Raw genomic sequence first — 12,800 nt, 5'->3', positions numbered from 1 at the left:
AAATGCACACCACTTGAAGAGTTTCTTGCAAGGTATGCAGACTTTGAAGCATTGAAGCAAACTTCAGAAGCATTGGCTTATGTTAAATAACAACCAAAAAAGAGCGGAGAAATTATTCCCGCTCTTTCTTTAAAGTATCATGTGCTTCTTTAACAACCTCACTAATTTTTTCAGAAGTAATGGTTAAAGAATCTTCGTTATTCACTTTTCCATGCATCAAAAACTCAATGTTGCCGTCTCCGCCTGTTATCGGTGAAAATGATAACCCCACGGGATTTATGCCTGTTTTACGAGCAAAATCAATAATCTCTTCGATTACTCTAGCATGAACTTTCGAATCTCTTACGATTCCCTTCTTGCCTACTTCTTCTCTGCCAGCTTCAAATTGAGGCTTAATTAATGCGATCACTTCACCCTCGGGCATTAACTGAACGAGAACAGGAAGTATGATACGCAGCGATATAAACGAAACGTCTATCGTCGCAAAATCCGGCACGCCATGTTCAAGCTGATCAGTTGTCACGTACCGAAAGTTTGTTCTTTCCATTACCGCTACCCTCGGATCATTTCTAAGCTTCCAAGCCAACTGATTGTAGCCTACATCAATAGCATATATAAAGGATGCACCGTTTTGAAGAGCACAATCTGTAAAACCACCTGTTGATGCTCCAATATCCATTCCAATTTTATCTTTCACGTCAAAAGAAAAAACGTTTAGCGCCTTCTCTAACTTAAGCCCGCCTCTTCCGACATATGGAATTACATCACCTTTAACTTGCAAAGGTGCATCTTGTTCAATTTTTTCTCCTGGCTTATCCATCCGGTTCGTTCCAGAATACACAAGACCTGCCATAACAGATCTTTTTGCTTTTTCTCTTGTTTCACAAAGTCCCCGGTTAACAAGCAAAACATCTACACGTTCTTTTTTCATGTAAGAAGACCCTTTTCTGCCTTTCTCTTAACAAGCGCTTTAACACGGTTTACTAAATCAGGTGTCGTGATTCCTATTTCTTCAAGAAGCTTTGTAACACTTCCATGCTCAATAAAACAATCAGGTATCCCCATTCGATCCACGATCACATTTGCATGGTTATCTGAGGCATGTTCTAAAACAGCACTTCCAAAACCGCCTTGAAGGACAGCCTCTTCCAGAGTAAGAATCGGCATGTTCTGTGCATAAAGCTCATTCAGCATTTTTGAATCTAAAGGCTTAATAAAGCGCGCGTTAATCACACGGGCAGACACCCCTGATTTTGCGAGGATTTCCCACGCTTCGAGTGCCATAGGAATCGTTGTTCCGAAAGTAAGGATCGCAACATCGTCTCCTTCTTTAAGAACTTCCCAAGACCCAATCGGAATATTTTCAAACTCATCATCCATTGGAACACCTGAACCGTTTCCTCTAGGAAATCTAATCGCAATAGGACCGTCATCATATTGAAGAGCAGAATGTACCATATGCTGCAGCTCGTTTTCGTCCTTACCCATCATTAGGACCATGTTCGGAATATGGCGTAAGAACGCGATATCAAACACACCTTGATGCGTTTCTCCATCTGCACCCACTAGTCCAGATCTGTCGATTGTAAAAACGACATTCAGATTCTGTCTCGCAACGTCATGAACCACTTGGTCGTAGCCTCGCTGCAAGAATGTAGAATAAATGGAAAGCACCGGCTTCATATTTTGTGTCGCGAGTCCTGCAGCCATTGTTGTTGCATGCTGTTCGGCAATCCCAACATCAAACAAGCGATCAGGAAAAACCTTTCCATAATCCACAAGCTTAGATCCAATCGTCATCGCAGGAGTAATTACGGCGATTCTGTCATCTTTATGTGATAATTTCTCCAAGGTCTTGCTCACTACACCACTGTAAGATGGACCTTGCTGCTGTGGTTTAATTTGTTCGCCCGATTCAATCTTATACGGACCTACACCGTGCCAGCTGTCTTTTTTATCACTTTCTGCAGGTTCATATCCCTTACCTTTTTTCGTAAGTACATGAACGATTACAGGACCGTTTGTCTTTTTTGCGTAACTTAAATTCTCGATTAAATCTTCAACATCATGCCCGTCAACAGGGCCTAAGTAGGTGTATCCTAGTTCTTCAAAGAACATCCCAGATACTAATAAATATTTTAAGCTGTCTTTAACCCGCTCTGCTGTTGCAGCTAATTTCCCGCCAAATGCAGGAATCTTACGGATCAGTGACTCTAACTCATCTTTTGCTTTATTGTATTTTCTAGCTGTTCGCATACGCCCAAGAACGTTATGAAGAGCTCCTACATTCGGCGCAATAGACATTTCGTTGTCGTTAAGAATAACGATTAAATCTTTCTTTTCATGACCGATATGATTGAGCGCTTCCAAAGCCATTCCGCCTGTTAAAGCGCCGTCGCCAATTACAGCTATCACTTTATCATCCGTTTTTTTCAAGTCTCGAGCTATTGCCATTCCCATTGCAGCTGAAAGTGACGTCGAGCTATGACCTGTTTCCCATACATCATGTTCACTTTCTATTCTTTTTGGAAATCCGCATAATCCTTTGTATTGGCGAAGTGTATCGAACTGCGATGCTCTTCCTGTAAGGATTTTATGAACATATGCCTGGTGTCCTACATCCCAAATAAATTTGTCTTTAGGGCTTTCAAACACTTTGTGCATAGCAAGCGTCAGTTCAACTACACCTAAATTAGGACCTAAATGGCCGCCTCTAACTGAAAGTTTTTCAATTAGAAAAGAGCGGATTTCATCAGCTAATTGGTTTAATTGTTCAGTCTCATATGTTTTTAAAAAATGAGGATCTTGAATATCTTCCAGGTTCATGGAATATGCCTCTCTTTCCATTAACGCCTTTTCTTCTCTCTTTTAGCAGGCGATAGCAGTTTAATTCTTAATTTTTCCTCTAAAAAATATAATAAACGCCCAACCTGAAAAATAATAAAGGTTGAGTGGTTGATCGCATATGATTTCCCGAGAGCTTTGCCTCCGACAGTAAGAGCAGCTACTACACTCGTGAAGATAATTGAGATCAGATACTCTAAGTTCGTTCCTGATTTATTCCCCATAGAGAGTGTAAGTTCTACTACTACTGCAGCAGATGCTGTTCCGCTAACAATACCGGAAATGTCTCCTATCACATCATTACAAAAATTCGCTACACGATCCGCGTTTCTTGTAATGATTATAGCATGTCTTGCACCAGGAACCCTCTCTGATGCCATCGCATGGAATGGAACTTCTTTCGCAGCTGTAGAAGCAACACCTACAATATCAAAGAGTACGCCTGTTAAAACAATTAAAAAGACGATTCCCATACCGATAGCCCAAGAAACTCCGTTTAATAAAAAGGAGGATACAACTGTAAAAATAGCCGCTAACACAAGAGTGATAACGGCAATGCTTGTACTCCATTTGAGTGTTTTAGAAAAGGAATGCTTCATGCATAACTCCTTCTTTTTTGGTCACTTTATGTAATAGGGAGTGGTCACCTTATTAAGTAAAGACTGCGGCTTAGGTCCAGTAGGTTTTCCCAGAAGAGTACGAAATGTCGCCATATTCGCGGTTTCCCTTTACTCTCTTCTTAACGCTGTCACCAAACGTTAGACTAGATTACCACTTAGTCCGCACTATAATCCCTAAAAGGTGTCAGAAATAGAACAGTCTAGGAGTTTTCCTCAACAGCCTCGCGCACATTCCCTAGCCTCTTTTGCAGAGAAGATTTCATATGGTATAAAGCTCAAAATCAGCGGCCAACCGATACAGGCTTTTCACACCATAATCCCCTCAAACTCCACTCAAGGCAGGCTACGCTGCTCGCCTCACTTTTCCTGAAATCAAGAAAAGCAGCAAAGCAGGTTCAAACCCCATTTCGCAGTAAGGTCTTTTGAACACAAACCGCAAATATGGGGGCCTCCGCGGAAGAAGGGTCATCGCCCACATGCCATTGTGGATCGCCCTTCAACCTTAACTCCCAGCGTTGACCCAAGGCTGGGCGCCTCAAGCCAATACAAGGAACTTCATCGATGTGCCCTTTGGCGGATTTTTAGGCCCGCCTTCAGGAACGGGGGGCTGACTAGAATACTGCACCACTCCAAAGCAAATAATATCATATCATACTTCCAATTGCTCAACAATCTATTAGTGGTTTCTTTTTATAATGTAGTCAGCAATGGACGCTAATATGCCTGTATTTCCATTGGTTTTGCCTAAATGTTCCAAAGAAATATGTATATGTTTTTCCATTTCTTTCTTTGCTCCATCCAGACCTAGAATTTTAGGATATGTCGTTTTTAAATTGGCTTCATCACTTCCAACAGGTTTACCTAGATCATCTTGATTACCCGTTACATCAAGGATGTCATCCTGGATCTGAAATGCGATTCCAATATGGCGTGCATAACTTTGCAAATGCATAAGGTCAATCTCTGAAGTGTCCGCGGCAATCCCGCCAAATAAGACGGAGCACTCTAGCATTTTACCCGTCTTTTTTTCATGGATGCTTTCCAACTCAGACAAAGTAAGATCTTTGTCTTCTCCCTCAAGGTCCTCAACTTGACCACCGACCATTCCGGCTGCTCCAGCAGCCTTTGAAAGGACCGCGACCATCTTAACCTTTTGTTCAGGAGTCAGTAATGTATTATTTAAAATTAGGGTGAAGCTTTCTGTTAAAAGAGCGTCTCCCGCTAGAATCGCTTGAGCTTCTCCAAACACTTTATGGCTCGTGAGTTTACCTCTTCTGTAATCATCATTGTCCATCGATGGGAGATCATCGTGAATTAATGAATACGTATGTACAAATTCAATGGCACATACAGCATCTAAAAATTGAAGAGGATCTTTTTCAAAAGATTCTATGACAGCTAGCGCAAGAATAGGTCTTATTCTCTTGCCTCCAGCAGAAATTGAATACAACATTGACTTCTTTAGAGTTGATGGAGCCTGAAGCTGATTCAAGTAATCAACCATCTGTCCCTCAACCAATTTCTTTTTATCACGAAGATATTGTTCAAACGCTATCAATGATCTTCCCCCTGAATCACAAAAGGTTCTTCTCTTCCATCTTCATGCATGATCTTATCCATTTTCTTCTCAACATTTTTCAGCTTTGTATGACATAACTTTGAAAGCTTCATACCTTGCTGATACAAATCAATGCTTTCTTCTAACGGTACATCACCCTGCTCAAGCTTTTCTACAATTTCTTCAAGCTGTACCATCGCTTCTTCAAATGTAAGTTTGGCCGCTTTTTCACTCATTCGTTAAAGACGCCTCCGTTCCCGTGATGTGACAATCAACCTGTCCATCTTTTAACTTAATCGTTAACGCATCTCCTGCTTTCACTTGTTTAACAGACTTAACGAGTTCTTTCTTTCCTTGTTTGTACGTCAAACTATATCCCCGCTCCATTATGGCAAGTGGATTTAGAGATGATAGCCTTGAAATCTTATTAGAGAATTCCTTTTGGTGCTGTCTAACATGTCGGTTTGTTTCTTTTATCAATAACTTATGTAAAGAAACAACTCGTTCGTTCGCTTTGTGGAGCTGTCCTGCAGGCGAGAACAATGATAGTTGACGCTTCATTTTTGTCAGCTCGCTCTGGTGCTGAACTACAAAACCTTCAACTGTTCTTTTTAATTTATCCATGTTTCTATCAAGTTCCTGCTCTTTTTGCTTAACAAGCTGAGTAGGATATTTGAATGCATACGATTTTTGCAGGCGGGACAAATGCTGTTGATGCCCTGCCAGATAATCTTTCATAACTCTCTTAAGCCTTACACTTCTTTGAAAAAGTCTATCGCCAAGTTCATCTAGGTGGGGTACGGCCATCTCAGCAGCCGCTGTTGGCGTAGGCGCTCTTAAATCTGCCACAAAGTCAGATATTGTAAAATCTGTTTCATGTCCTACCGCTGAAATGACAGGCAATTTGGAAGAAAAGATTGCTCGAGCAACGATCTCTTCGTTAAAAGCCCATAATTCTTCAATCGATCCTCCGCCGCGTCCGACAATCAGCAAATCCGCTTTATTTGCCTCATTAGCTTGTTCTATCGCTCGTGAGATAGCTGGAGCTGCACCGGGACCCTGAACAAGAACAGGATATAAAGTGATAGCAGCTAAAGGAAAACGGCGTTTGATCGTTGTGGCGATATCCCTAACAGCAGCACCTGTTGGAGAAGTGATCACAGCAATCTCTGATGGAAACTTTGGCAGCGACTTTTTTTGTGATGAATCAAAAAGTCCTTCTTGTTCAAGCTTGATTTTTAGATTCTCATAAGCTTGAAACAAGTTGCCAACTCCGTCTTGTTGCATCGTTTTCACATAGAGCTGATATTGTCCTTGTGGTTCATACACTGAGAATGATCCTTGAATTAAAACATTCATTCCTTCCTCAGGCTTGAAATTCAAATATCTGTTATTGCCTGCAAACATAACCGCTGAAACTCTGCTGTTTGCATCTTTCAGGGTAAAATACAAATGCCCTCTGCTATGCAGTTTCACATTTGATAATTCACCTTTTACCCAAACATCTTGCAAATTACCGTCATTTTCAAATAATCGCTTTATATACCGGGTTACAGCCGATATTGGGACATACCGATTGTTGTTTTGCATTAAAGAACTTCCTTTAGCTTCTTTCTCCATTTTGAAGCAAGCACCGTATTGTTCATCAGCATCGTGATCGTCATAGGGCCCACGCCCCCTGGAACTGGTGTGATATGTTTTGCTTTTGGTTTAATTGCGTCATAGTCCACATCTCCACACAATTTTCCGTTTTCCTTGCGATTTACGCCTACATCAATAACAACTGCACCTGCTTTTACCATATCTTCTGTAATAAGATTTGGTTTTCCTACTGCAGCTATTAAAATATCAGCTTGTAATGTTTGTTCACGAAGATTATTTGTTCTTGAGTGACAAAACGTGACAGTCGCATTTTCTTGTAAAAACAGTTGCCCTGCAGGTTTCCCGACAAGGTTGCTTCTTCCTACAACGACAACATGCTTACCAGCAATTTCTTCACCTGTTTGTTTTACCATCTCTAAAATACCTAGTGGTGTACAAGGAATAAAAGCGTGTTCGTCACCGGCATGCATTCGGCCAATATTAATCGGGTGAAAACCGTCTACATCTTTTTCAGGCAGGATTGTTTCAATTACTTTTGATTCACTAATATGTGAAGGAAGGGGGAGTTGTACAAGGATCCCATCAATTTGTTCATCATTGTTAAACGTTTGAATATATTCCAATAATTCTTCTTCAGAAATAGATTCAGGAAGTTCAGATAATACGGAGTGCATTCCGAGCTCTTTACACGTTCTTTCTTTTGCAAGAACATATGAACGAGACGCTGGGTGATCGCCTACTAGAATAACAGCTAAACCTGGAACAGTACCTTCTTGTTTTAGGTCTTGGATCTCTTTTGCAAGTTGTTCTCTAATCTCTCTTGCAATTTGTTTTCCATCTAACACAGCCATTCTAAATCCCCCTCAAAAAGTAGTTATTAATTATTGTTAAGATCTTTAACTATTTTTCCTAGGACACCATTTACGAAACGTCCTGCTTCTTCACCGCCAAATATTTTAGCTGTTTCAATCGCTTCATTCAACGTTACGTTCTTAGGGATCTCTTCCATATAGAGCCATTCATACGCAGCCATTTGCAGAACTACACGCTCCACATTTGCTAGTCTTGAAAAACTCCATTTTTCAAGGTAAGGCGTTAGAAAACGCTCAATTTCCTCTTTATTTTCTACCGTACCATAAACCATTTTCGTTAAAAATTCATCAGATGGTTCACCTTCTAATACGTGTTCCATAGCTTCATTAGCTGATATGTCACTTACTTCAATTTGAAAAAGCGATTGAAATGCCTTTTCTCTGGCAAGTCTGCGTTTCATAATCCGACTTCCTTTCTATTTGCGAACAATTTCTATCTAGCATAATACCATATTGTGAGGAGTGGTTACAATCCGAACAATGGACTTACAAACCCTTCCGAACATTCAGTTTTTTTCACTAAAAGTATTGTCCAAATGGTAAAGGCTGATTTATATAAAAGAATGTAGCTGTAAAGTCGTTCTTTTCTTTCTCTTCATTGACAAGTTGATTAGAGTGTAAGGTGTGAGACTCCTGCGGGACAGGTGGGCAGTTGAGACACTTAAGAGTGAAACGTACGAATGTGGCTCACCGCCTGCCCCGCGGAAAGCGAAGCACCTGAAACGGAAATCAACCACTTTCAAAAGCAACAAAGTTTGCGAAAACAGCCAAAAGAAAAAAGATCAAAGGGAAGGTTACTCACCTCACCCTTTGACCTTTTTTAATAGTCTACTTCTGGTGCTTCATTTTGTTTTTCTTTTGAATCAAATTGAACACCAACTACGAAAACGTTGATATCCGTTGCTTCTAGTGCTGTCATGTCTAGAAGCGCTTGTCTAATATAATCTTGAATCTTTTGAGCAACGTCTGGAATGGCAACACCGTATTTCATTGATACGTAAACATCAATTGAAATACCAGTTTCAGAAAGTTCAACTTTCACACCTTTTCCGTGTGTTTTCTTTCCAAGGCGCTCTACAACTCCGCTTGCAAAGCTTCCTCTCATGGATGCTACACCTTCAACGTCTGAAGCTGCAATACTTGCAATGACTTCAATGACTTCAGGTGAGATCTCTACTTTCCCTAGTTCTGATGAGTAACTTTCCATTTCAAATGATAGTTCATTCATCTCTAACACCTCCGCACTTATTCGCTTTTTGAAGTTAAATCATGATTTTCCAAAAACTTTGTATTAAAGTCACCATTCACAAATGTCTCATGGTTTAACAGACGCAGGTGGAACGGAATGGTCGTATGAACACCCTCGATGACAAATTCACTTAATGCACGTTTCATACGGTCTATTGCTTCTTGTCTTGTATTTCCATATGTGATTACTTTTGCGATCATAGAATCGTAAAATGGTGGAATTGTATAGCCTGGATATACAGCAGAATCAACCCTGACACCTAGTCCGCCTGGAGGAAGATACATCTCGATCTTACCGGCTGAAGGCATAAAGTTCTTTTCAGGATTCTCCGCATTTATTCTGCACTCAATGGACCACCCATTAAATTCAATGTCTTCCTGTTTGTATCTTAATCTTTCACCAGAAGCCACTTTAATCTGCTCTTTTATAAGATCGATGCCTGTAACCATCTCTGTTACAGGGTGTTCTACTTGGATGCGTGTGTTCATCTCCATAAAATAGAACTCACCTGTATTGTGGTCAAAAATAAATTCAACTGTACCAGCGCCAGAGTATTGAACAGCTTCAGCAGCTTTTACAGCAGCATCTCCCATCTCTTGGCGTTTTGATGGAGAAATAGCTGGAGAAGGCGTCTCCTCCAGAAGCTTTTGAAGGCGTCTTTGGATGCTGCAATCTCTTTCACCTAAGTGAATAACATTCCCATAGTTATCTGCAAGAACCTGTATCTCTACGTGGCGGAAATCTTCAATGTACTTTTCAATATAAACACCCGGGTTGCCAAAGGCGGTTGCTGCTTCTTGTTGAGTAATTGCGATGCCTTTTAAAAGTTCTGTTTCATTTTTGGCTACACGGATTCCTTTACCTCCACCGCCTGCTGTTGCTTTAATAATTACAGGATACCCAATTTTATTGCTGAGTTCAATGGCGTCTTCCTTGTCCCTGATGATCCCTTCAGAACCTGGTACGATAGGAACTCCTGCATCTGCCATTGTTGCTCTGGCAACATCTTTAATACCCATTTTGTTGATCGCTTCAGCACTCGGGCCTACAAATGTCACGTTGCATTCTCTGCATAATTCTGCAAAGTCAGCATTCTCAGCCAAGAATCCATATCCCGGATGAATGGCCTCTGAACCAGTCAGTGTCGCAACACTCATAATGTTTGTGAAGTTTAAGTAACTGTCCTTTGAAGCAGTCGGTCCGATACAATAAGCTTCATCTGCCAAACGGACATGCAAGGCATCTTTGTCAGCTTCTGAATAAACGGCTACTGTTTCAACACCAAGTTCTTTGCATGCTCGAATAATCCGTACTGCAATTTCACCACGGTTTGCTACTAATAGCTTTTTAATCATAGACATACCCTCCTATTCTGCTTTCACAAGGAACAGAGGTTGTCCGTATTCTACTAATTGTCCGTTTTCAACTAATACTTTAACAATCTCACCATTCACTTCAGATTCGATTTCGTTAAATAGTTTCATCGCTTCGATAATACAAACGATGCTGTCTTTTGATACTTGATCTCCTGGTTTAACGAAAGCTTCCTCATCTGGTGAAGACGCAGCATAAAACGTTCCTACCATAGGTGAGACTACTTTATGTAAGTTATCATCATCGTCTGCAGTCTTTGTTTCTTGTTTTACTTCAGTGTTTTCTTTTGCAGGTTCTGCTGCTGGAACTTGTTCTCTTGCTGGTGGCGCTTGAGTAACTACAGGCTGAGATTGTGCTTCCTCTGCATGATAAGCAACTGCTGTTCCATCGTTCTTTTTAAGGACGATTTTAGATCCGTCATTTTCGTATTTAAATTCGTTAATGCTTGATTTGTCAATTAGCTTAATCAGTTCACGGATTTCTTGTATTTTTAGCATGAGGTCTCTACTCCTTTTAACAATCCTATCCAGTTTAGATTTTTTAGTTAGCACCTTCTATTGTGACTAGGTCTTAACACATGTAATATACCATATTTCTCATTTTAAGGATACATTAGAATCAAGTACAAGTTAATAGTACACGATTCTCATTCATATTGTAAGCGTTTACGGCATGTGTTGTCTGCTATTTCTATCATTACCTGTCACAATCAAGTCCAAACCAGCTAAACTTTTAGGGTTTTATAAAATATATCATGAAACTCTGCAAAAATAAAAAAAGCTGGTCATCAAAAACAAACAAAAAGCCGGAGTCTCCGGCTTTTTGTTTGTTAGCTCATTTCTACAAGCATGCTGATGAAGATCCTTCAAAGTAACGAAGCTTGAGAACACAGCTTTTATTTAGATGCGTGATATTCAACGGCTACAGTCTTGCTGTTTCCTAAGTGTTCATTGGCTACGTTCATAATCTCTACAACTTCTTTTTTGGAAAGTTTATCAGCTTTTACGATTACTTTAATCTGATTGTTCATCGTGCTTACAAGTGCATCATCAAAGCCCATCGACTTGATCAATGTCTCTACTGTTGATTCTTGCATCGTGAGTGACTGAAGCTCAGTCATTTTTGCCCAAGCATCCGCTTGAACTTCAGCTGATGCATCTTCTGAACCTGCAACTGCTACATAATCTGCACTCATCTCATCACGAACTTCATCTCGCTCTAAACGAAGTGCCGTAAACAAATCATCATTCGCTACACCTGAAACAGTCGCATCTTTACCTGATTTCTTGCCTGCTTCAAGATAGGCTAGGTCATCTGTTGCACCAGGAGCTGTAATATAATAGACCGATAGAACAATAATTAAGCTAAGCATGGTTAAAAGCCAAACCGTTTGTTTTTTCAATAACATTTGTTTATTCCCCCTCAGGATTTTTTGGTCCTACAAAGATCTGGTCACTTCCAATATCAAAAATCTTCTTCACAAGCTCGATAATCATCGCCTTAGTCTGAATGCTCTCAGCACCCTGTGCTAACACAGCCACTCCTTTTATCTTAGGTTTTTCTGTTGTCACGATAATTGGCTCTTCTCTTCCATCATTTGAAATGATAACGACTTTTTCATCTATCTTTTGATCTTCTATCGTTCTGGTGCCTCCATTTTTATCATTTTCTAGCGTTGTTTGACTTTGGGTGCTGTCATCTGTTACAAACTCTTTTTTTTCTGTTGTGGAAAGCTCTACCCAGACTGATACTTTTCCTACACCTTGCATCTGTTCTAATAAATCTTTTAGCTCGTTGGAATAACGATCTTCATATGTCTTAATATTCTTATCTGTCACTTCCTTGGCTTGTTTAAAAACTGCTTGGGTTTTCGGTTCTGTTTCCATGCCTATTCCATTTAAAGCGCTTTTTTGAGCAGGGGAGTCTATCATTTTACTAATAAACATAAGAGAAATTCCCAATAGAAGTAATACTAGTAAGTACTTTTGTTTATTCCCTGCTTTATCACTAAGCTGCAGCCGTTTTTTTATCTGTTCCCAAAATGAATGTTTCATTGGGATAAATCCTCTCCCCCTTCCATTTGCACCTCAACTTGCTGTGAATCTAGCTGCCACTGGCTGGCCAAGAAATACACAATCTCATCAGGAACTTCTTGGTGTTCAAGGTCTTCCTGTTTTTGTGGATGAGCGATACTAACATTCACTTCTGAAACATCTGAAATTCCTGCTTGTTCATGATGTTTGGCCAGTACCACTTTTGCACCAGTAATATCTTCAGGCTTTAACGGCTCTGTACCCATTTCCGTTTGGATTTGAAGATCGACAATTTCTAATTCATACGTCTTTTTCAACTCCTCCTGAACTTGTTTTTTCATTGGGACAGCCATTTGCTCTAATATATATGCACGTTGTGCGGATTGTATTTCACTTTTATTCTCTTCTATTGAATTTTTTATTTCATTTTCCTTTGCAGCGGCTGGTAGATCCATGGCCATGAATACTTGATCCAGATCAGAATTTATAAGTTTGAATAATGGTGAGAGCATAGCTAGAAGTATAAGTAATCCTACAACCATCTTGATGTAACTCTGAAACTGGTTCCCTGGCAATAAGAGTTCTATGACGCCCGCTAATAAGACAAGAATAATAATGTTTGTGATCCATTCTGTTAAAAACGCCATA

General features: G+C 40.1%; 14 protein-coding genes. All 14 read right to left on the bottom strand.

The features are described 5' to 3' along the window. Positions 1 to 112: 112 nt before the first annotated feature. Positions 113 to 931, bottom strand: coding sequence for a TlyA family RNA methyltransferase (locus P8610_RS02680; RefSeq protein ID WP_394602982.1), 819 nt, complete (start codon positions 929 to 931; stop codon positions 113 to 115). Next, positions 928 to 2,826 (bottom strand): 1-deoxy-D-xylulose-5-phosphate synthase, encoded by a 1,899-nt coding sequence (dxs, locus tag P8610_RS02675; RefSeq protein ID WP_289495185.1) that lies wholly within the window; start codon positions 2,824 to 2,826, stop codon positions 928 to 930. The genes P8610_RS02680 and dxs overlap by 4 nt, the downstream gene beginning before the upstream one ends. A gap of 20 nt (positions 2,827 to 2,846) precedes the next feature. Further along, the gene (locus P8610_RS02670; RefSeq protein ID WP_289495184.1) at positions 2,847 to 3,443 is read right to left on the bottom strand and encodes a hypothetical protein; all 597 of its coding nucleotides are present in this window, start codon (positions 3,441 to 3,443) and stop codon (positions 2,847 to 2,849) included. Positions 3,444 to 4,140: 697 nt separating this feature from the next. Beyond that, complete coding sequence (locus P8610_RS02665; protein ID WP_394602981.1) at positions 4,141 to 5,022, bottom strand: polyprenyl synthetase family protein; 882 nt, start codon at positions 5,020 to 5,022, stop codon at positions 4,141 to 4,143. Further along, a complete protein-coding gene (locus P8610_RS02660; RefSeq protein ID WP_394602980.1) occupies positions 5,019 to 5,258 on the bottom strand; it encodes an exodeoxyribonuclease VII small subunit in 240 nt (79 codons plus the stop codon). The genes P8610_RS02665 and P8610_RS02660 overlap by 4 nt, the downstream gene beginning before the upstream one ends. Next, a complete protein-coding gene (gene xseA / locus P8610_RS02655) occupies positions 5,251 to 6,612 on the bottom strand; it encodes an exodeoxyribonuclease VII large subunit (RefSeq protein WP_394602979.1) in 1,362 nt (453 codons plus the stop codon). The genes P8610_RS02660 and xseA overlap by 8 nt, the downstream gene beginning before the upstream one ends. After that, positions 6,612 to 7,475 carry a bifunctional methylenetetrahydrofolate dehydrogenase/methenyltetrahydrofolate cyclohydrolase FolD gene (gene folD / locus P8610_RS02650; RefSeq protein ID WP_289495180.1) on the bottom strand — a complete coding sequence of 288 codons (864 nt, stop codon included), beginning with the start codon at positions 7,473 to 7,475 and terminating at the stop codon, positions 6,612 to 6,614. Before folD ends, xseA begins: the two co-directional genes overlap by 1 nt. A 26-nt stretch (positions 7,476 to 7,501) precedes the next feature. Then, positions 7,502 to 7,897 (bottom strand): transcription antitermination factor NusB, encoded by a 396-nt coding sequence (gene nusB, locus P8610_RS02645; RefSeq protein WP_289495179.1) that lies wholly within the window; start codon positions 7,895 to 7,897, stop codon positions 7,502 to 7,504. A gap of 419 nt (positions 7,898 to 8,316) precedes the next feature. Next, positions 8,317 to 8,724 carry an Asp23/Gls24 family envelope stress response protein gene (locus P8610_RS02640; protein ID WP_066242213.1) on the bottom strand — a complete coding sequence of 136 codons (408 nt, stop codon included), beginning with the start codon at positions 8,722 to 8,724 and terminating at the stop codon, positions 8,317 to 8,319. A gap of 17 nt (positions 8,725 to 8,741) precedes the next feature. Further along, a complete protein-coding gene (accC, locus tag P8610_RS02635; protein ID WP_289495178.1) occupies positions 8,742 to 10,100 on the bottom strand; it encodes an acetyl-CoA carboxylase biotin carboxylase subunit in 1,359 nt (452 codons plus the stop codon). Between the two features lie 12 nt (positions 10,101 to 10,112). After that, a complete protein-coding gene (gene accB / locus P8610_RS02630) occupies positions 10,113 to 10,616 on the bottom strand; it encodes an acetyl-CoA carboxylase biotin carboxyl carrier protein (protein ID WP_394602978.1) in 504 nt (167 codons plus the stop codon). Positions 10,617 to 11,014: 398 nt separating this feature from the next. Next, on the bottom strand, positions 11,015 to 11,527 hold the full coding sequence (locus P8610_RS02625; protein WP_289495176.1) for a SpoIIIAH-like family protein: 513 nt from the start codon (positions 11,525 to 11,527) through the stop codon (positions 11,015 to 11,017). Positions 11,528 to 11,531: 4 nt separating this feature from the next. After that, positions 11,532 to 12,173, bottom strand: coding sequence for a stage III sporulation protein AG (gene spoIIIAG / locus P8610_RS02620; RefSeq protein WP_289495175.1), 642 nt, complete (start codon positions 12,171 to 12,173; stop codon positions 11,532 to 11,534). Next, a complete protein-coding gene (gene spoIIIAF / locus P8610_RS02615) occupies positions 12,170 to 12,799 on the bottom strand; it encodes a stage III sporulation protein AF (protein ID WP_289495174.1) in 630 nt (209 codons plus the stop codon). Before spoIIIAF ends, spoIIIAG begins: the two co-directional genes overlap by 4 nt. Between the last annotated feature and the right edge of the window lies 1 nt (position 12,800).

Source organism: Fictibacillus sp. UD (assembly GCF_043558025.1).
In the GTDB taxonomy this organism is placed as follows: Bacteria; Bacillota; Bacilli; order Bacillales; family Fictibacillaceae; genus Fictibacillus.
This window is presented reverse-complemented; position numbering and strand designations above follow the sequence as displayed.